Below are 20,701 nucleotides of genomic sequence, written 5' to 3' on the forward strand. Positions count from 1 at the left end.
CACGCCGACGCAGGAAAATGTCCTGATCGAAGACGGCATCTTGCGCGCCTATATGCAGGACCGCATGAACGCCCGCCTGATGGGCGTTGCCCCCACGGGCAATGGTCGCCGCGAAAGCTACGCCCATGCACCGATGCCGCGCATGACCAACACATTCATGCGCAGCGGCAATGACGACCCTGCCGAACTGTTGAGCCGCGTGAAAAACGGTATCTTCGCCAAAAGCTTTGGCGGCGGGCAAGTCGACATCGTGTCGGGCAAATTCGTGTTCAGCTGTACCGAGGCCTATTTGGTCAAGGACGGCAAGCTTGGCGATCCCATCAAAGGCGCGACATTGATTGGCGATGGCCCAACCGCGCTGAACAAGGTCATCGGCCTTGGCAACGACATGGCATTGGATGATGGCATCGGCGTGTGCGGCAAAGGCGGGCAAAGCGTTCCGGCGGGCGTCGGGCAACCCACAACTTTGGTCAGCGCGCTTACGGTAGGCGGCACGGCGGGTTGATGGGCGCATATTTCGGTCCAAATTGCGATATGGCCGAATGAACCGCATGACCCCGATATGAGCCACGCACTCAAGGTTGCGACCTATAATATTCGCAAGGCGGTTGGCCTGGACCAACGGCGCAACCCCGAACGTATCTTGGCGGTGCTCAAGGAAATCGACGCAGACATTATCGCGCTTCAGGAAGTGGACCGCCGGTTCGGCGCGCGTGTCAGTGCATTGCCGCTGGCGATGCTGGAGGCGGAGACATCGTGGATGCCCGTGCCGCTGGCTTTCCGTCCTGCCGCCATTGGCTGGCACGGCAATGCGATTTTGGTGCGCAAGGGCATGGAGGTGCGCCTTTGCCACCCGATTGACATGCCAACGCTTGAGCCGCGCGGCGCGGTGATGGCGGAACTGTCGGTTGCCGGACATGCATTGCGCGTCATTGGCGTGCATCTCGATTTGTCGGGGCTGTGGCGGCGCAAGCAAATCCGCGCGTTGCTGGCGGCGATTGATGGCAGCCCGCGTCATATGCCCACCGTTCTGATGGGCGATTTCAATCAATGGTCGGACAGCGGCGCATTGAACGAACTTGCGTTCCACCATCACCGGCTGGTGCAAACGCCCAAAAGCTTCCACACATCGCGCCCAGTCGCGCGATTGGACCGGATCATTGTCAGCCATGACGTGAACGTCACCGCCGCCGACAGCCATATTTCAACATTGTCCAAACAGGCGTCGGACCATCTGCCCTTATGGGCATCGATCCGCATTGGTTGAATGCCTAATATTTAGGCAGTGATAATATGCTGATTAAATTTTAGGCAGTATGGAAGGTGGTGGCGCTTATGTCGGCTGTCCCTATCGCCTGTAATCGGCCTATTTAGGTGCATTTTCCGTTTCTGGCACGACGTTTGCATATTGCATTGCACAACCAATATTGGGGGCGTGCATGAAATATATTATTGCCATTATTAAGCCGCACAAGCTGGACCCGGTGCGCGAAGCGCTCACGGCGCTGGGCGTGTCGGGTATGACCGTGACTGAGGTCAAAGGCTTTGGCCGACAAAAAGGGCAGACCGAAATTTATCGCGGTGCCGAATATGCAACCAACATGGTGCCCAAGGTGAAAATCGAGGTCGCGTGCGCGTCCGATCAGGCCCCTGCCGTTGTCGAGGCCATTCAGCAGGCCGCCGAAACAGGCGCCATTGGTGACGGCAAGATATTTGAATTCGAACTTGCCGGTGCCCTGCGCATCCGCACGGGCGACACCAACGAAACCGCGCTTTGACGCGATAATAGCAAGCTAGGGGAACCAGAAAATGTCCAAGACACTCAAGTTTCTAGGCGCGGCGGGGGCGACATTGTTCGCCGCTTTGCCCGCCTTCGCACAGGAGGCAGCCGAAAAAGCTGCTGATGGCGCGGCAGCGGTGGCGGTTGCCGTCGCCGACGGCCCGATTAAGGCACCGACCGTTGAACAAATGGCCGGCATGGTCGACAAGGGCGATACGACGTGGATGCTGATTAGCTCTGCATTGGTATTGCTGATGTCGATTCCGGCGCTTGCGCTGTTTTACGGCGGCCTTGTCCGCACCAAAAATATGCTCAGCCTGCTGATGCAGGTGTTCATGATCGTGTCGGTCGCGGCGCTTGTCTGGGTCACCTATGGCTACAGCCTGGCCTTCACCAGCGGTAACGCCTTCATCGGTGGCTTTTCAAAGATATTCCTTCAGGGCGTTGACGCGACGACTTACGCCGCCACGTTCAGCAACAATGTCTACATTCCCGAATATGCCTTTGTCGTGTTCCAGATGACCTTTGCCTGCATCACGCCGGCGTTGATCGTCGGCGCATTTGCAGAGCGTATCAAGTTCACACCCTTGATGATCTTCACGGTATTGTGGCTGACGTTCGCCTATTTCCCGATCGCACATATGGTGTGGTACTGGGCTGGACCAGACTTCCTGGTTGATGCACCGACCGACATGGGTCTGCTGTGGGGCTGGGGCGCACTTGATTTCGCGGGCGGCACGGTCGTTCACATCAATGCCGGTATTGCTGGTCTTGTCGGTTGCCTCATCATTGGCAAGCGCGTCGGCCACGGCAAAGAAGCAACCCCGCCTCACTCGATGACCATGACGATGATTGGTGCGTCGCTTCTGTGGGTGGGCTGGTTCGGATTTAACGCTGGCTCGAACCTCGAAGCTAACGGCCTTGCTGCACTTGCCTTCATCAACACCTTTGTCGCCACGGCTGCCGCTGCGGTTGCATGGTGCCTGATTGAACAGTTCCACCATGGTAAGCCATCGTTGTTGGGTGCGGTTACCGGCGCGGTTGCGGGTCTGGTTGCGATTACGCCAGCCAGCGGATTTGCAGCGCCCATGACCTCAATCCTCCTCGGCTTTGCGGCATCGGGCCTGTGCTATGTCTTCGTCGCCTATGTGAAGAACAAGCTTGGCTATGACGATACGCTGGATGTCTTCGGTGTCCATGGCATCGGCGGTATCGTCGGCGCGATCGCCACCGGCGTGGTCGCTGACCCCGCATTGGGCGGTCAGGGCTGGATCGACTACACCGTCTTCCCTGCCATCCCCGGCGAATATGACATGGCTGGTCAGGTGATGACTCAGGCCTGGGCCGTGGGCACGACAGTCTTGTGGACGGCGGTTGTCTCGGCAATCCTGTTCTACGGACTGAAATTCACCACAGGCCTGCGTCCCGCAGAAGATGCAGAACGCGAAGGCCTGGACATCACCGAACATGGTGAGCGTGCCTATAACTATTGAGTTTCACGGCTTGGCGGCGGGGCGTTCTCTCCTTTCCTAATAGGCTCCGCCTCCTCCCGATGTTCCTCCCGCGAACATCCAACTCATGGCCCGGACCCGCGATGGTTCGGGCCTTTTTTGTGCGCAGGCAAAAACCACTTTCCTACAAATAACCATATCGGTTATTCGAGTCGCGTCATGCAGGCGGCGGTCTAGAACGCTGGTCGGGATGACGGGAACGCTGGCGGGGAAATCCGTTGGCACGGTCGGCGCGATAGGGTGCGTGCTTCAGCCTGAAAAAGGGCCTGTTGCATCAAGCTCTGAACAGCGCAAACATGACTGGATGTGGCGGGAAACCGTCCTGTCCGTGCGGACAGCCTTTGGGGGTTTACGAACCTTTCCCCCGATGGACAGCATGCCAGCCAGCAAAGGCGGCCCGGGGGCATTAGCCTGATGGAACAAGCGGGCCTTAATCAACCAACGCCATCAGCCGGAAGCACGCACCAGCGCTTCCGCGCCGGCCGTCCCCCTTTGCACGCAGCATGGCCGCGTCCGGTTTTTGTAGGAAATAATCTTGCCGATGTAGGAAATCGTTTAGATGACTTTGGATTCAGCCCCAAGGATCAACGGTTCGGCTGGCTTGGCAACATTGGCGGCCGGGCGCGCGGTGGTTGGCGCGCCCTTCGATGATTTGTGCCGGAACTTGCCGTCAATCTGCCCGCCCGGGGCAATCGTCAGATTGCTGTACACGACATCGCCCACGATACGCGCGGTGGATTCGATCACCAGATCATTGGCCTCGATTGAACCTTCGACATGGCCGGACAGTTTCGCCGATTCGGCAATGACCTTGCCTGCGATAATGCTGCCTTCGCCTTGCACCAGATTGCCGCATGTCACGTCGCCCTGCACCTTGCCATCAACGTGTAGATCCACGCGGGCGGTGAGGTTGCCGACGATTTCGACATCGGACGCTATGACAGAAAATGTATGACCCGAACTATTGCGCACGTTGTTATTCCTTTGCGGCGTTGCCGGCGCGGTTTCCGGCGACTGTTTGGACTTTGAGAACATCAGGGTTGGCCTCCAAAAACTTTCTCGGGTTGATCGCCCGACCATTCAGGCGGACCTCGAAATGCAAATGGCTGCCCGTCGATCGCCCTGTGCTTCCCATTCGTCCGATTTGCAAGCCACGATGCACCATTTGGCCCCGCGTAACATGCACACCGGAAAGATGGGCATAACGCGTTAATAGTCCGTTGGCATGTGTAATTTCAACTGTCTTGCCATATCCGCCGTTAAAGCCCGCAAAAGTCACACGGCCGTGGGCAGCAGCGAGGATTGGCGTGCCCACCGGGCCCTTGAAATCCAAACCGGCATGCATTGCGCCCGCACCGGTGAAGGGATCGCTGCGGAAACCAAAGCCGCTCGACATCATCACGGCGGCGGCGGGCATCGATGTCGGGATCGCGGCCAGTGCGCGTTCCATGGCATCCATCCGGCTCAGCGATGCCGCCAGTTTCAAAAAGCGCGGGTCGCGGACATCTTTTTTTGCGCTACCGAAAAAGGGCTCAAACACGCCGCCCTGCGCATCGCGCGCGCGCCGTGCGAGCACATCGGGGTTAAGCCCGAACTGGCGGATCGCCGCCTCTGCCTTTGACGTGCGGGCCAAGGCAACTTTGGTCATTTTTTCGGCGAACTGGATTTGGCGGACTTCAACACGGGCAAGGCCAGCGGCCTCTGGCACCACGGCACTGATGGTTTTTACGGTTTGGTCTTCGGCGGCGGGCTTCGACTTTGCAGGCGTTTGGGCCTTGGCCTCAGGAACGTCGCCCAGATATTGATCGCTCAGGCTTTCCAGCATTTTCTGCCGCCGATCGAGATCCTTCGCCACTTCATCGATCGAATCGCGATAATTGGCGACGCGTTCTTCGGCCGATTCGACCTTCGCCTCTTGCTGGCTCAACGCCATGCGCTGCGCCGAAACGCTGGCTTGATTAATCGCCATGCCAAGCGTGACGACCAGCCAAAGGCCGACGACGGACGCAACGGTACCTGCAACGCGGCGTTGCAATTGCGCACTCAGTTTCAAGAACCGGACTTGGCCATTGGCCCGCATGAAAAATTCGCGGTCAATAAACCATCCAGCTATCCGGTTTTTCCACCCGGACATTCTGGTCTTAAGCGACACGACCCACCCCACCTTTCATTTGTAGAGCGCGCGTAGCAGAGCAAAATGGCAGGCGCGAATCGCCGAGGCCGGACTCGTGACGAGTCGAATGAGTCACACGATGAGCTGTGGAAAACTATATTGAAATGTCACAAATTGTGAATTGTTTGCGCCTGCACATGGCGCGCGCGCGGCGTAAAAAGCCACAAAACCAACGCTTTTCTCGCGATTCGCTATATGGGTGCACCTGACGCCCTTGAATTGAACGCCACCTTTCCCTTTTGCGGGCACTTCTCTACGGGTTGATATTATGACCGATTATCAGCCCCTGATGGCATCGATTGCCAGCAAAGCGCGCGCCGCATCGCGGCACTTGGCGGCGGCGGATGACGCGGCGAAGGCGAGCGCCTTAACATACGCCGCGCAAGCTCTGCGCGACCAATCGGCCGATATCCTCGCGGCCAATGCCATCGACGTGGCGGCCGGGACCAATGCTGGCCTGTCACCCGCCATGCTGGATCGCCTGAAACTCGACGACGCGCGCATCACGGCCATGGCTGCGGCGGTGGCACAGGTTGCTGCGCTGGCCGATCCCGTCGGTCAAATCATCGACAGCAGTACGCGGCCCAATGGTTTGCAGATGGCGCGCATCCGCGTGCCGATTGGCGTGCTGGGCATCATTTACGAAAGCCGGCCCAACGTAACGGCCGATGCCGCGGCCTTGGGGTTGCGTTCGGGCAACGCTGTCATCCTGCGCGGCGGCAGTGAGGCGGTGCACAGCAACCGCGCGATATATGCCGCGATGTTGGCTGGCATCACACAGGCCGGATTACCCGCCGACGCGGTGCAGCTTATCCCCACACAAGACCGAGAGATGGTCGGCCTGATGCTGCGCGCGCAGGGTGCGATTGACATGATCATTCCGCGTGGGGGCAAATCGCTGGTCGCGCGGGTGCAGGATGAAGCCCGCGTTCCCGTGCTCGCACATCTCGACGGCATCAACCACAGCTATGTCCATAAGGATGCCGATCCAGCGATGGCGCAGGCGATTGTCGTCAATGCCAAGATGCGGCGCACCGGCGTTTGCGGGGCAACGGAAACGGTGCTGATTGATCAGGATTATCCAGCCGCTGCCGAATTGATTGGCGCGCTGATTGATGCCGGATGCGAGGTGCGCGCGGATGATGTGCTGATGGAATTGGACGCCCGCACGGTGTCCGCCGATGCGGATGATTGGGACACCGAATATCTCGATTCCGTCATTTCGGCCCGCGTCGTATCGGGACTGGACGATGCGATCGATCATATCGCCCGCCACGGATCGCACCATACCGACGCGATCATCACCAACAATGCCGAAGCCGCAGCGCGCTTTTTGGCACAGGTCGACAGCGCGATTGTGATGCACAACAGCTCGACCCAATTTGCCGATGGCGGCGAATTTGGCTTGGGCGCGGAAATTGGCATTGCGACGGGCCGCCTGCACGCCCGCGGCCCGGTCGCGCTTGAGGGCCTCACGACCTATAAATGGGTTGTGCGCGGAAACGGGCAAATCCGGCCTTGAAAACCGTTGGCCTCATGGGGGGATCGTTCAACCCCGCGCATGGTGGCCACCGGGCGATTAGCCTGTTCGCAATGGATTCGCTGTGCCTCGACGAATTTTGGTGGCTGGTGTCACCGGGCAATCCATTGAAACCCACAAAAGGCATGGCACCCTTGCCCGCGCGGTTGGCATCGGCGAAGGACCAGACGCGGCGCACACCAATTAAGGCAACTGCCATTGAACGCGACCTTGGCACCGTGTACACCGCAGAAACCCTCAAAAAACTGGTCGCGCGATATCCCAAAGTCCGCTTTGTCTGGATCATGGGCGCCGACAATTTGTTGCAATTTCACCACTGGAAACACTGGCGCGATATTGCGCGATTGATGCCGATTGCAGTTATCGCCAGACCCGGCTATGATGCAGGTGCTGTTGCGGGTCCCGCAATGGCCTGGTTCAGACGGTTTGTCCGGCGTCCGGACCAGCTTCATCACTGGACAAAATGGAGTACGCCAGCGCTTGTCTTTTTGCGCTTTCGTCCAGATCCGCGTTCAGCAACCGCAATTCGGCGTGCTGACCCATATTGGTTTCACCGATATAAGGAACATGGAACGCGTGACGGCGTTACCCGAAATATTGTGCTTTAAGGAGCAATCTTGATCGATACCGCATCCGTTCCGACTGCCGGCAATCTGGCCGCCAAGTCCAAGGAACCCACTTTGACCCCGGACGCCCTCCACGCGCTTATCCTGCAATCGCTCGACGATGATCAGGCGCAGGAAGTGGTGACCATCCCGCTTGAAGGCAAAAGCAACATCGCCGACCATATGGTCGTCGCATCTGGCCGTTCATCGCGGCAGGTGGCGTCGATGGCGCAAAAGCTTGCCGAGCGTATCAAAAAAGCCGGACGTCATGCCCGCATCGAAGGTTTGCCATCGGCAGACTGGGTGTTGATTGATGCCGAAGATGTCATCGTGCATCTGTTCCGTCCCGAAGTCCGCAGCTTCTACAATCTGGAGCGCATGTGGGCATTTGGCGACGCGCCCGAAGTTCCGGCCCAATAAGCCCGAACGTCCGCGCTGATGGCGATGCGCCTGCACATCATCGCGCGCGGCAAAATCGGCCGCTCTGCTGAAGCGGAGCTGGTCGACCGATATCTGAAACGGATCAGCTGGCCGACGCGGCACAGCGAAATGCCCGATAAGGGCGGCGATCTGCCCCATTCGGACAGCCCCTGCAAAACCATCATCTTGGATGAAAAAGGCGAACAGCTCGGCTCGGTCGAACTCGCCCGCTTGCTGGAACGCTGGCGCGACGATGGCGTGCGCGAAGTGCGTTTCCTGATTGGCGCTGCCGACGGCTTTGATGACGAAGCCCGCGCTGGCGCCGACAAGCTCATCGCCTTTGGCAAAGCGACATGGCCGCATTTGATGGCCCGCGCGATGCTGGCCGAACAATTGTTCCGCGCAACATCGATTATTGCCAACCACCCCTATCATCGGGAAGGATAGGGGCATGCGGTTCTGGTCCATGCTTTTGCTCTTGGCGCTCACGCCCTTTGCCATTGCGAGCAGCCTGATGGCGCAAAGCGCGGGCAGCAACAGCGCGCAACAAGACGCCCTGCGCGCTGCACAGGAAAAAGCGCTGCGTGCGGAACGGCGCAGCGAATTGTTGCGGCAGGAAGCCAGCAACGCCGAAAGCACCGCAGACCGGCTGGTCGCGCAAAGGGCGGTGCTGTCCGCCGAAATCGACGCCGCCGAAGCGCAGATAGCAGCCGCGACCGCGCGGATTGCCATCATCAGTCGCCAACAAGAGCTTCAGCGCGCACAGCTTGGTGTGGAAAGCGAACCCGTGCTGCGCCTGAACGCCGCGCTTCAGCAGATGACGGGCCGCCCGGCGGTGCTGATGATGATGCAGCCCGGGCAACGCGAAGATTATGTGCATGTGCGCGCGGTGATGGCGACCGTGCAGCCACAGATCATCCGCCGCACCAGCGCCTTGCGCCAACACATTGCGGTACAAAGCGAATTGCGGGCGCAGGAATATCGCGCGCTGAAATCGCTGGGCGATGCGCGCAGCCGGTTGAAAAGCCGCCAGACAGATTTGGCCAAATTGCAAGGCGATGCAGGTGGCAAGGCCGGCGCACTGTCCGCCAACGCGGCCATCGCATTTGAACAAGCGATCGCGCAAGGCGAGCGGGCACGCGATATTGTCGGGCGCATGGATATCCAGCGGCTAAGCGCCGAAAAAGCATCTGAACTTGCGGCGCTGGACGGGCCGATGCTCCGCCCCGGGCGCGCGACCAAGGCTGCGGCGGCGGGGACGGCCTATATCCTGCCCGCGCGCGGCAAGCTGTTGTCCGGTTTCAATGAACTCAACGCCACCGGCTATCGCGAGCGCGGCGTCCGCATTGCGCTTGCCAATGATCTGCGCGTGGTCGCGCCAGCGGCAGGAACGGTGTCTTTTGCGGGCCGCTATCGCAGCTATGGGCAGATTGTTATCATTGAACATGGCAATGGCTGGAACAGCCTGATTACACATCTGGGCAGTACGCAGGTCAAAAAGGGGCAGGTGGTCAGCCAAGGCTTTGTGCTGGGTTCGGCCACATCCGACGCGCCCGAAATCGGCGTTGAACTGCGCAAAAATGGCCGTGTGATGGATATTGCCACGATATTGGGATGAACGAGGGTCAGGACCTATTAAATGCACCATCGCGGTTTGAGGCCATATTGTTCAGTGCGAGGCGGTAAGCGCCGGACTTAGTGGTTCTAAGTCCAAGCTTGCCAACGCAGCAATGGACAATATGGGTCAAATCCGAAGGACGCCAAAATGGCTTCGATCTCAAAGCAAAATGCCCTTGCAGGCAGAATAACTGCCTGCAGCGGACATTTTACTTCGATATCTTTGCCATTTTGACGCCGCGATGGTGCATTTAGTAGGTCCTGACCCTATATGCGTTCTTGTCGATGCCCGCATGCTGTTCGTGTTAAACATGCTTTCACCCGCGGTTAAGGCGGGATATAGCATCGACGAAATGATGAAATGGATTGGTCTATGAAGAACCGTTTGCTGCCCGTGACTTGCGCCATTGTTTTGGCGCTGTCGGTCCCTGCGACTGTGCTGGTCGCGCAAAGCGTTCAGCAGCAACAAGCGCAAGCCGATCGTTTCAAAGAGCTTGAGGAATTCCTCGCGGTCTATCGCAAGGTCAAATTAAGCTATGTCGACAAGGTCGATGACAAGCAATTGATGGAAGGCGCGATTCAAGGGATGCTCGCCAGCCTCGATCCGCACAGTGCCTTCCTCGACAAATCCGACTTCAGCTCGCTGCAAACACAGATTGATGGCGAATATGGCGGCCTTGGCCTGACGGTTACGCTTGAGGATGAAGCGGTGAAGGTCATCGCGCCCACCAAGGACACGCCCGCTGACAAGGCGGGCATCAAATCGGGCGACTTTATCACGCATTTGGACGGCAAGCTGATCCTTGGCGGAACGCTCGACGAAGCTGTCGAGGCGATGCGCGGTGTGCCGGGCACATCCATCAAGCTCACCATTTTCCGGCCCGGGCGTGATGCGCCGTTCGACGTGACGGTCACGCGCGCGGTCATCGATTTGAAACCTGTGCGGTGGGAAGTGAAAAACCGCATTGGCGTTATTTCGATCACCGGTTTCTCCGAACAAACCGGCGCTGACGTTGTCGCTGCTGTGTCCGGTATAAAGAAATCTCTTGGCGGAAATCCGCTGGGCTACATCATTGACCTGCGGTCCAACCCCGGTGGCATATTGGACGAAGCCGTTTCCGTTTCCGATGCTTTCCTGTCGAGTGGCGAGATTGTTTCGGAGCGCGGCCGTGACAAAAGCGACATTCAACGCTGGTGGGCCGAACGCGCTGTTCCGGGCGATGTCACCGGCGGCGCGCCGATCATCGTTCTGGTCGACGCAGGTTCGGCATCGGCATCCGAAATTGTGGCGGGCGCATTGCAAGACCATCATCGCGGCTTGGTCATGGGTGAACGCAGTTTCGGCAAGGGGTCGGTGCAGACTGTCCTGCCGTTGACGCGGGACACGGGCTTGCGCCTCACCGTTGCGCGCTACCATCTGCCGTCCGGCCATTCGGTGCAGGAAGGCGGCATAAAGCCCGATATCCGCGTACCGCAATTGACCGATCCCGATTATAAAAAGCGCGTCTCCGTGCGCGAATCCGATTTGCGTCGTCACTTGGTCAATGAATTGAAGGACAACAGCAAAGACCTTGAAGAAGACCGCATCGACGATCCGCGTTTTGCCATGACGGCGGAGCAGTTGAAGGCAAAGGGCATTGACGATTTCCAATTATATTATGCGATGGAAACCTTGCAGCGGCTTGGATCCAAAACGATGAAGCTTGCCGCAAAGCCCGTAAAGGGCAGGGCGCAGAATTGAGTTTTACCCAACCCCGTCATGCTGAACTTGTTTCAGCATCTTACTTTTGTGTCGGTGCTGAAGTAAGATCCTGAAACAAGTTCAGGATGACAATGATGCGGAGTGAAGCGCGTACATGACGTCGAAATTTGACAAGGCCCATTGGCTCGCATTCCTGTTGCCGGCGGCGCTGCTCGCGGGGGCATATGGTTCGCAATATATTGGCGGGCTTTTCCCGTGCGAAATGTGCTGGTGGCAGCGTTATCCGCATTTCGCCGCAGTCGCGATTGCGGTCATTGCCTTTGGTGTTAGCAACCTTGCCTTTCGCAAAACATTGGTGGCGCTTGCGGCATTGGCCATTGCGACCAGCGGCGGCATCGCGGGCTTTCATGCTGGCGTCGAATATGGCTGGTGGGAAGGGTTGACCGCCTGCACCGCAACGATTTCGGGCAGCGGGGATGATTTGCTCAAGTCGATCATGAACGCACCCTTGGTCCGCTGTGATGTGGCACCATGGTCTTTGTTCGGCATTTCGCTTGCGGGCTATAATTTCCTCTTGTCGATGGGCGGCGCAGTGGCCATCTTGGGTATGACATGGCGCAACACGAAACCCTGAAAACCGCACCGCAGCGTAAAGCGGCCATCGACCGGATGATTCGCGTGAATCAAGCGGGCGAATTTGGCGCGAAACGCATTTACGCAGGGCAGCTTGCGGTGATGGGCGACCGGACGCCGGCCGCGCGCAGCATTGCGCATATGGCCGAGCAAGAGGAACGGCATCTCAGCGCCTTTGACAAGATGATGGCCGAACGCGGCGTGCGCCCAACCGCTTTATACCCCATTTGGAACGCCGCCGGTTTTGCGCTTGGCGCGGTGTCGGCCGCCATCAGCCCGGAGGCAGCAATGGCCTGCACCGTGGCGATCGAAACCGAAATTGACCGCCATTATAGCGAGCAGCTCGCAGAAATCGGTGACAGCGATCCCGAATTGTCGGCGATGATTGCCGATTTTCAGGCGGATGAGCTGGAACATAAAGCCACGGCGCTGGCCGAAGGCGCAGAGCGCGCACTGGCCTATCCGGTCATGAGCGCGCTTGTCCGCTTGGGCTGCCGCACCGCGATTGCCGTGTCGAAACATATTTGAGCTTCATCGCGCATTCAGCCTGCGACGTTCAAGCCAGAGCATAGATTTTTGGAGAATATCCCGTGAACGCAATGGCCAATATTTCCGTCGCCGCTTTGGCTCTCATGCTGTCGGCGCAAGCCCCGGCACAAAATGCCCCCGCTTCGCAGCCGGGTGATGAGAAGATCAACCAGCTGATCATCTATGGCGACGACAAATGCCCCGAAAGCCAAGGCGCCGAAATCGTCGTCTGCGCGCGGATGGGGGAGGCGGACCGCTACCGCATTCCGTCGTCCTTGCGCGGCGACCCCAATGATTCGCGTAATCAGGCGATGTCCGAACGGATTAAATCCTACGAATATGTGGGCGCCAGCGGCACGATGAGCTGCTCGGCATCGGGTGCTGGCGGCTTTACCGGATGTGGGCTGAAAGAAATTGATCGCGCCTATGCCGAAAAAGCGCAAGACCCCGGCATTGTCTTTGGCCGCCTGATCGCCGCCGAACGCGCCAAGCGCATGGCGGGCATTGATGCAGAGGCAGCCGAAGTCGAAGCGCGCGTAACCGAATTCGAAAAGGGCCGCGCCGAACGCGAGGCGAAGTTGCAGGCGGAACTGGATGCCAAGGAAGCGGCATCTGCCGAAGCAGAGCCGCTGCCTGAACCTAAATAAGCGGGCCTAGCCCTTCGCTTTTTCCGCGGCGACCCAATCTGTAATCTGCTGCTCCAACACATCGAGCGGGACGGAGCCTTGGCCCAATACGGCGTCATGGAACGCCGCAAGGTTGAATTTCGGCCCAAGCTCTTTCGTCGCCATCGCCCGCAATTCACGAATCTTCAGCTCGCCCAATTTATAGGCTAGTGCCTGGCCGGGCCAGCTGATGTAGCGGTTGACCTCGGCTTCGATATTGGCGGCCGACAGCGCGCTGTTGTCGGTCATGAAATCGATCGCCTGCTGCTTGCTCCAACCTTTTGCATGAATGCCGGTGTCGACGACCAAGCGGCATGCGCGCCACATTTCATAGGACAGGCGGCCCATGTCTTTGGCCGGCGTATCATATAGGCCCATTTCAATGCCCAACCGTTCGGAATAGAGGCCCCAGCCCTCGGTAAAGGCGGTGAAGAATGCGCCATATTTGCGGAAGTCCGACAAGGGCAATTCTTGTTGCAACGCGATTTGGTGGTGATGCCCGGGGACCCCCTCATGCACGGACAAGGCGGGAATTTCCCAGAACGGGCGCTGGTTCAGTTTCGACGTGTTGACGAAATAGGTTCCGGAGATGCCGATTTCGGGCGAACCCGGATTATAATAAGCCGTCGTGGTGCCTTCGGCGGTTTCCGCCGGAATTTCCTTTATGCCATAGGGCAAGCGGGGCAGGCGGCCGAACAGGCTGGGCATTTTGCCATCGATGATCTTGGTCACCCGCGCGACCTTTTCCATCAGCTCTTCGGGTGTCTTGGCGTAATATTGCGGGTCGGTCCGCAAATGTTGGATAAAGGCTTCGCGGCTTGGATATCCCGCCTTTGTTGCGACCTCGACCATCTCGGCGCGAATGCGCGCCACTTCGTTCAGGCCAATTTGGTGGATTTGCTCTGCGGTCAGCGACGTCGTTGTTTCTTCGCGAATGCGGAATGCGTAATATTTGTCACCGCCCGGTTGCGCCGATACGCCGGGTGCTTTGGCGCACGCTGGCTTATAGCTTGCGGTATACCATGCGAGCTGTTTGTTCAGCGCGGGGTGAATGACCGTGCGGATCGTGGTTTCGGCCGCTTTGGCAAGGCTTGCAAAGTCCGCTTCGGAAACGCCCGCGGGCCGCTTTGACGCATAAGGTTCGTAGAAACGCGACTTGTTAATGTCGGTCGTAATCAGCCCGCTGATCGTTCCTTCAAAACCCTTCAGCGTGACGCAGGGCTGGGTATATTTGCCCTTGATCGCGACATTGGCCACCGCGATATTTTCGTCATTCACGCGCGCATATTGGGTGAGCCGTGCGTTGTAGCTTTCAAAATCCGCCTTCGTACGGAACGGCAGATTTTGCGCCATGCCGGCCAGTTGCTGGTGCCAGCTGGAATAGGTCGTGAAATTGATCGCGCGTTGCCCGAAACTGTTGCCTTCGATTGTCGAGTTCAGCGCGCGGCGCAATATGCCTGCCTCAACCTTTGATGCGGCATTCAGCGAATCCGATGGGATGGCATTAAGCCGGGCGAGAAACTTCGCGGCATCGGCGGCGCGGCGATCCTGTGCGGCCAAGGTGTAGTCGCCCAGTTCTGATGCATGCTCATTCACGCCCAGCGCGCTGGCATAGACCGGCTGTTCCTTCAACGAAGCCGCCCACACATCGTTCACCAGCGTGACAAGGTCACCATTGGCGTCGGCATGCGCCGGGACGGCAAGGGCCAAAATCGATCCAGCGAGTAACAATGTGCGCATAGGGCTTCTCCTTCCAAATAACAGTGTGCGGACTAAAGCAGGGGCGAACGCAATTGACCAGACCCTTCCGCAATGTCAGGCGCTAGCGATCACGCGCGCGGCGGGCATCCTGCCGAACCGCGCGCATCCATCTGTTCAAATCGCGGAAACGCTGGGTCTATTCCGCAGCTTCCAGCACCTCATGGTCGGACAGCGGCTGGCTCAAGCGCGTCAGCATTTCCTTCGGGCATATTTGCCAGAATTCACCGCGCCTGCGGTCCCAATCTTCCAGCAATGATTTCGACCATGCGCTGTCGGTGGCTTGGGCATGCGCTGCGACCAGCGACTTCAGCTGGTCTTCCCAATAAGCGCTGTCGAGCCGTTGCCACACAATGCTGTCCGGATTGGCCATCTTTGCAAAATCACCTTCGGTGTCGAGCACAAAGGCCATGCCGCCGGTCATCCCTGCACCAAAGTTGCTGCCAACCTTACCCAAGATAACCGCCATGCCGCCGGTCATATATTCCAGACCGTTTGATCCGCATCCTTCGACCACGACATGCGCGCCGGAGTTGCGGACGGCAAAGCGCTCGCCGGCCTGTCCCGCCGCCAACAGCCGTCCCGACGTTGCGCCATAAAGCACAGTGTTGCCGATAATGCTGTTCTGCTGACTGGTGAGCGGGCTGCTGACCGTTGGCCGCACGATGATGGTGCCGCCCGAAAGCCCCTTGCCGACATAGTCATTGGCGTCGCCAAACACTTCCAAGGTAATGCCCTGACACAGGAATGCGCCAAGCGATTGTCCCGCCGACCCACGCAAACGCACATGGACATGTCCTTCGGAAAGGCCCTTCATCCCATACAGCCTCGTGATTTCGGAACTGAACCGCGTGCCAACCGCGCGGTGGGTGTTGCGGACATTATATGTCAGCTGCATTTTTTCGCGCCGTTCGAACACCGGCTTTGCATCATGGATCATTTGCGCATCAAGGCTGTCGGGCACTTCATTGCGGAATGTCGGGATGCTGAAGCGGCGCGCGCTGTCGGGCGCGTCAACCTTGGCAAGGATGGGGTTGAGATCGAGATCGTCCAAATGCTCCGCACCGCGGCTAACCTGGCGCAGCAGTTCAGTGCGGCCAATGACTTCATCCAAGCTGCGATAGCCAAGCTTGGCCAGAATTTCGCGCACTTCCTCCGCGATGAAGGTCATCAGGTTGATGACCTTTTCAGGGGTGCCCGTGAATTTCTTGCGCAAGGCTTCATCCTGAACACAGACCCCGACGGGGCAGGTGTTGGAATGGCACTGGCGCACCATGATGCAGCCCATGGCGACAAGGCTGAGCGTGCCGATGCCAAATTCTTCCGCGCCCAAGATCGCGGCAATCACAATGTCGCGTCCGGTTTTCAGCCCGCCATCGGTCCGCAGCTTGATACGATGCCGCAGGCCGTTGAGCGTCAGCACCTGATTGGCTTCGGACAGCCCCATTTCCCATGGTGTCCCTGCATATTTGATGCTGGTTTGCGGGCTTGCGCCCGTGCCGCCCACATTGCCCGAAACGAGGATGACGTCGGCATGCGCTTTCGCCACACCGGCGGCGATGGTGCCGATGCCCGCTGCACTGACGAGCTTGACGCACACCCGCGCACGCGGATTAATTTGCTTTAGGTCGTAGATCAGCTGGGCAAGGTCTTCGATCGAGTAAATGTCATGGTGCGGCGGCGGTGAAATGAGCGTCACGCCCGGCGTTGAATGCCGCAGACGCGCAATCATTTCGGTCACCTTGAAACCGGGCAACTGGCCACCTTCACCGGGCTTTGCGCCCTGTGCGACCTTGATTTCAATTTCCTCGCATGCGCCAAGATATTCGGCGGTTACGCCAAAACGGCCACTGGCGATTTGTTTGATGACGCTGTTGGCGTTGTCGCCATTTTCATAGGGCTTGAACCGCTTGCTGTCTTCGCCGCCTTCGCCGGATACGGCCTTTGCGCCAATCCGGTTCATGGCGATGGCCAGTGTCTCATGCGCCTCGGGCGATAATGCGCCAAGCGACATGCCCGGCGTGACAAAGCGTTTGCGAATTTCGGTGATCGCTTCGACTTCATCAATCGCAACGGGTTCCTTTGCGAAGTTGAACTCCAACAAATCGCGCAAGTAAATCGGCGGCAGTTCCCGCACGCCTTGGGCAAATTGGGTGTAGGTCGAATAGCTGTCATTCGCGACAGAGCTTTGCAAAAGATGCATCAGACCCGCCGAATAGGCATGCTCTTCGCCGCCATTGCGTTGCTTGTAAAAGCCGCCAACGGGCAAGCGTGCTACGGCGGTGTCAAACGCCTCTTCATGGCGATCCCGCGCGTTTACATAGAGCGAATGATAGCCTTCGCCCGAAATCTTGTTCGGCATTCCGGGGAAGAAGTCGTTGACCAAGGCACGCGACAGGCCAACCGCTTCGAAATTATAGCCGCCACGATAGCTGGAGATGACCGCGATGCCCATTTTGGACATGATCTTCAACAGCCCTTCATTGATGGCGGTGCGGTAATTTTCGACCGCTTGGGTCAGGGCCAGACCACCCAACAACCCGCGCGCATGGCGGTCGCCAATTGCGGCTTCGGCCAGATATGCGTTTACCGTGGTTGCGCCAACGCCAATGAGCACCGCGAAATAATGCGTGTCGAGACATTCGGCGGAGCGGACGTTGATCGACGAATAGCTGCGCAAACCATTGCGCACCAAATGCGTGTGCACAGCGGCAGCGGCAAGGATCATGGCAATGCCCACGCGGTCGGCGCTGATATTTTCGTCGGTCAGGAACAATTCGGATTTGCCCATGCGCACCGCGGCGACGGCTTCTTCACGGATCCGCGTGATGGCGGCGCGAAGACCTTCTTGTCCTTCGGATATGTCGTAGGTGCAGTCAATTTCTGCGCCCGCTGCGCCAAAGGCAGACTTTAACCGGCGCCAGTCATGCGACGTGAGCACGGGGCTGGCGAGGACAAGCACGTCGGCGTTCTGGCTCTTTTCTTCCAAAATGTTGGCAAGGTTCGAGAAACGCGTTTTGAGGCTCATCACATGCCGCTCGCGCAGACTGTCGATGGGCGGGTTTGTCACTTGGCTGAAATTCTGGCGGAAAAACTGGCTGATCAGGCGCGGCTTGTCGCTGATGACGGCGAGCGGTGTGTCATCGCCCATCGATCCAATGGCTTCTTTGCCATCTTCGATCATCGGCGCGAGGATCATTTCGACATCCTCAAGCGTCATGCCGGCGGCGACCTGACGCTTGGTCAGTTCCGCGCGCGACCACGCCGGGGCATCATCCTGCCCTACGTCGGGCAAGTCGGTGATGGCACGGAAACCACGCACGAGCGCGCCATAGTCTTGCTCTGCCGAGATGCGGTCTTTCAACTCGCCATCGCGGTACAATTTGCCTTCGTCGAGGTTGACCGCAATCATCTGGCCGGGGCCAAGGCGGCCCTTTTCCAATATTGTCGTTTCGGGAAGAACGACCATGCCGGTTTCGGAACCGATGACGAGCAGATTGTCCGACGTGCGGCTGTAGCGCAGCGGGCGAAGGGCGTTGCGGTCAACGCCTGCAACCGCCCAATGGCCGTCGGTCATGGCCAGCGCAGCGGGGCCATCCCATGGCTCCATGACGCTGGACATATATTCATACATTGCGCGGTGCGACGCGGGCAGATTGGGGTTTGACTGCCATGCTTCGGGGATCAGCATCAGCTTTGCCGTCGGCGCTTCCTTGCCCGAACGGACAAGCGTTTCGAACACGGCATCAAGCGCGGCAGTGTCCGATGAACCCGCCGGAATGACGGGCTTAATATCATCAGATTGCGCGCCAAAGGCGATGCTGGCCATTTTGATTTCGTGGCTCTTCATCCAATTCTGGTTGCCACGGATCGTGTTGATCTCGCCATTATGGGCAAGGCCGCGGAACGGTTGCGCCAACCACCATTGCGGGAAAGTGTTGGTCGAATAACGCTGGTGGAAAATCGCGACGCGGCTTTCAAAACGGTCGTCCTGAAGGTCGGGATAAAAGACCGAAAGGCTCTCGGCGAGGAACAGGCCCTTGTAGACAATCGACCGGCACGACAGCGAGCAGATGTAGAAATCGCGGATTTGCGCGGCGATGATTTTCTTCTCAATCCGGCGGCGGACGAGGTAGAGATTCTTTTCAAACTCCGTTGCATCAACCGCATCGGGCATTGGGCCCGCGATCATGATCTGTTCGATTTCGGGCCGTGTCGCCTGCGCCTTTGTGCCGATAACCGACACGTCGACCGGCACCTGCCGCCAGCCATAAATGGTGTAGCCCGCGTCGATAATTTCCGCCTCGACAATCGTGCGGCAGTTTTCTTGTGCGCTCAGGTCGGTGCGCGGCAGGAAGACCATGCCGACCGCCAAACGGTTTGGCATCGGGCGGTGGCCGCTGTCGGCAATGGCATCGTCAAAAAAGCGGACGGGCAAGTCGATATGCAGGCCAGCGCCATCACCCGTCTTGCCGTCGGCATCAACGGCACCGCGGTGCCACACGGCTTTCAGCGCCTCAATCCCGGCTGCCACCACGCGGCGCGATGGCTTGCCATCGGTCGCGGCAATCAAGCCAACGCCGCAGGCATCGCCTTCGGATTCCGGATAATACATGCCCTCGTTGGCGAGGCGTTCATGTTCGGGGGTGGGGTAGAATATGGTCATGCTGCAACCTTTTCACGGCGTGCTTTTGATTTGAGATAATTGTGCATATGCTGCGTCACATCGCGGCCATCGCGGATCGCCCAGACGACAAGGCTCGCGCCGCGCACGATGTCGCCAATGGCGAACACACCGTCGAGGTTGGTCATCTGCGTATTATGGTCGACGCGAATGGTGCCCCAGCGGGTGACGTTCAGGTCAGCCGCGCCGAACAATACCGGCAGGTCTTCGGCTTCAAAACCAAGCGCGGTAATCACCAAGTCGGCATCGAGTGTGAAGTCACCTTGCGGATCATTTTCCGGCGCGCGGCGACCCGATGCATCGGGCGCACCAAGGCGCATTTTCGAAACCTGAACACGCTCGATCTTGCCATTGCCTTCAAAGCCCTTGGGGCCCGAAAGCCAAACAAACTCGACGCCTTCTTCTTCGGCATTGGCAACTTCCCGCTGCGAACCTGGCATATTTTCGCGGTCGCGGCGGTAGAGGCATTTCACCGACTTGGCGCCTTGACGGATGGCGGTGCGCACGCAATCCATCGCGGTGTCGCCGCCGCCAATGACGACGACATTCTTGCCCTCGGCATTCAGCGCGCCGCTTTCGAACGCGGGCACAGTATCGCCAAAGCCCTTGCGGTTCGACGCGGTCAAATAATCCAATGCCGCCACCACGCCATTCAGGTCGCCGCCCGGTAACGACACCGCGCGTGCCTTGTACACGCCGGTCGCAATCAGCACGGCGTCATGCTTGGCGCGCAATGCGTCCAGCGTGGCGTCACGGCCAACTTCGAAATTGGGATGGAAATGGATGCCCGCATCCTCAAGCCGCTTTAAGCGGCGCATGACGACGTCTTTCTCCAGCTTAAAACCGGGAATGCCATAGGTCAGCAGACCACCCATGCGGTCATAGCGGTCGTACACATGCACGTCATAGCCCGCGACGCGCAGATATTCAGCGGTGGTCAGGCCACCGGGGCCGCCGCCAATGATGCCGACCGATTGCCCGCGCGATGGGCCGACCGCAACGGGTTCGACCCAGCCCTGTTCCCAAGCGGTGTCGGTGATATATTTTTCGACAGAGCCAATGGTCACGGCGTCGTGACCCGAAAA

The 20,701-nt window shown here is 58.7% G+C and carries 18 protein-coding genes; 13 read left to right on the plus strand and 5 right to left on the minus strand.

The window, feature by feature from the left end; translation table 11 throughout:
• From ACIQ5B_RS05155 to ACIQ5B_RS05170, 4 genes are all read left to right on the plus strand, one after another.
• Positions 1-505 (plus strand): metallopeptidase TldD-related protein (locus tag ACIQ5B_RS05155; protein ID WP_397598095.1); only part of this gene is annotated, 505 nt, incomplete at its 5' end.
• Positions 506-562: 57 nt separating this feature from the next.
• Entirely contained in the window at positions 563-1,267 is a 705-nt protein-coding gene (locus ACIQ5B_RS05160) for an endonuclease/exonuclease/phosphatase family protein (RefSeq protein WP_397575391.1), read from the plus strand.
• 172 nt (positions 1,268-1,439) lie between these two features.
• Complete coding sequence (locus ACIQ5B_RS05165) at positions 1,440-1,778, plus strand: P-II family nitrogen regulator (RefSeq protein WP_333570320.1); 339 nt, start codon at positions 1,440-1,442, stop codon at positions 1,776-1,778.
• A 31-nt stretch (positions 1,779-1,809) separates the two neighbouring features.
• A complete protein-coding gene (locus tag ACIQ5B_RS05170; protein WP_397598096.1) occupies positions 1,810-3,273 on the plus strand; it encodes an ammonium transporter in 1,464 nt (487 codons plus the stop codon).
• 573 nt (positions 3,274-3,846) lie between these two features.
• Here ACIQ5B_RS05170 and ACIQ5B_RS05175 read toward each other — a convergent pair.
• Both ACIQ5B_RS05175 and ACIQ5B_RS05180 read right to left on the minus strand, forming a co-directional pair.
• Complete coding sequence (locus ACIQ5B_RS05175) at positions 3,847-4,263, minus strand: polymer-forming cytoskeletal protein (RefSeq protein WP_397598097.1); 417 nt, start codon at positions 4,261-4,263, stop codon at positions 3,847-3,849.
• 4 nt (positions 4,264-4,267) lie between these two features.
• Positions 4,268-5,425 carry a M23 family metallopeptidase gene (locus tag ACIQ5B_RS05180; protein ID WP_397598098.1) on the minus strand — a complete coding sequence of 386 codons (1,158 nt, stop codon included), beginning with the start codon at positions 5,423-5,425 and terminating at the stop codon, positions 4,268-4,270.
• A gap of 307 nt (positions 5,426-5,732) precedes the next feature.
• On the opposite strand from ACIQ5B_RS05180, the gene ACIQ5B_RS05185 reads away from it, so the two are divergent.
• From ACIQ5B_RS05185 to ACIQ5B_RS05225, 9 genes are all read left to right on the plus strand, one after another.
• Positions 5,733-6,986: a glutamate-5-semialdehyde dehydrogenase gene (locus ACIQ5B_RS05185; RefSeq protein ID WP_397598099.1), complete on the plus strand. Its 1,254-nt coding sequence runs from the start codon at positions 5,733-5,735 to the stop codon at positions 6,984-6,986.
• The gene (locus tag ACIQ5B_RS05190) at positions 6,983-7,612 is read left to right on the plus strand and encodes a nicotinate-nucleotide adenylyltransferase (protein WP_397598100.1); all 630 of its coding nucleotides are present in this window, start codon (positions 6,983-6,985) and stop codon (positions 7,610-7,612) included. The genes ACIQ5B_RS05185 and ACIQ5B_RS05190 overlap by 4 nt, the downstream gene beginning before the upstream one ends.
• A 45-nt stretch (positions 7,613-7,657) precedes the next feature.
• Positions 7,658-8,029, plus strand: a complete 372-nt coding sequence (gene rsfS, locus ACIQ5B_RS05195) for a ribosome silencing factor (RefSeq protein WP_183941493.1) — start codon at positions 7,658-7,660, stop codon at positions 8,027-8,029.
• Between the two features lie 24 nt (positions 8,030-8,053).
• Positions 8,054-8,476 carry a 23S rRNA (pseudouridine(1915)-N(3))-methyltransferase RlmH gene (locus ACIQ5B_RS05200; RefSeq protein WP_333569652.1) on the plus strand — a complete coding sequence of 141 codons (423 nt, stop codon included), beginning with the start codon at positions 8,054-8,056 and terminating at the stop codon, positions 8,474-8,476.
• Between the two features lie 4 nt (positions 8,477-8,480).
• The gene (locus ACIQ5B_RS05205; protein WP_397598101.1) at positions 8,481-9,647 is read left to right on the plus strand and encodes a murein hydrolase activator EnvC family protein; all 1,167 of its coding nucleotides are present in this window, start codon (positions 8,481-8,483) and stop codon (positions 9,645-9,647) included.
• A gap of 372 nt (positions 9,648-10,019) precedes the next feature.
• Positions 10,020-11,387: a S41 family peptidase gene (locus tag ACIQ5B_RS05210; RefSeq protein WP_397598102.1), complete on the plus strand. Its 1,368-nt coding sequence runs from the start codon at positions 10,020-10,022 to the stop codon at positions 11,385-11,387.
• 115 nt (positions 11,388-11,502) lie between these two features.
• Positions 11,503-11,982 carry a disulfide bond formation protein B gene (locus ACIQ5B_RS05215; RefSeq protein WP_397598103.1) on the plus strand — a complete coding sequence of 160 codons (480 nt, stop codon included), beginning with the start codon at positions 11,503-11,505 and terminating at the stop codon, positions 11,980-11,982.
• The gene (locus ACIQ5B_RS05220) at positions 11,961-12,509 is read left to right on the plus strand and encodes a demethoxyubiquinone hydroxylase family protein (RefSeq protein ID WP_397598104.1); all 549 of its coding nucleotides are present in this window, start codon (positions 11,961-11,963) and stop codon (positions 12,507-12,509) included. The genes ACIQ5B_RS05215 and ACIQ5B_RS05220 overlap by 22 nt, the downstream gene beginning before the upstream one ends.
• A gap of 71 nt (positions 12,510-12,580) precedes the next feature.
• A complete protein-coding gene (locus ACIQ5B_RS05225; protein WP_397598108.1) occupies positions 12,581-13,156 on the plus strand; it encodes a hypothetical protein in 576 nt (191 codons plus the stop codon).
• Between the two features lie 6 nt (positions 13,157-13,162).
• On the opposite strand, the gene ACIQ5B_RS05230 is transcribed toward ACIQ5B_RS05225, so the two are convergent.
• From ACIQ5B_RS05230 to ACIQ5B_RS05240, 3 genes are all read right to left on the minus strand, one after another.
• Positions 13,163-14,914, minus strand: coding sequence for a DUF885 domain-containing protein (locus tag ACIQ5B_RS05230; protein WP_397598105.1), 1,752 nt, complete (start codon positions 14,912-14,914; stop codon positions 13,163-13,165).
• Between the two features lie 157 nt (positions 14,915-15,071).
• Positions 15,072-19,598, minus strand: a complete 4,527-nt coding sequence (gltB, locus tag ACIQ5B_RS05235; RefSeq protein ID WP_397598106.1) for a glutamate synthase large subunit — start codon at positions 19,596-19,598, stop codon at positions 15,072-15,074.
• Positions 19,595-20,701 (minus strand): NAD(P)-dependent oxidoreductase (locus ACIQ5B_RS05240; RefSeq protein WP_397598107.1); only part of this gene is annotated, 1,107 nt, incomplete at its 5' end. The genes gltB and ACIQ5B_RS05240, both read right to left, overlap by 4 nt.

It is taken from the genome of Sphingorhabdus sp., assembly GCF_044374345.1.
In the GTDB taxonomy this organism is placed as follows: Bacteria; Pseudomonadota; Alphaproteobacteria; order Sphingomonadales; family Sphingomonadaceae; genus Sphingorhabdus_B.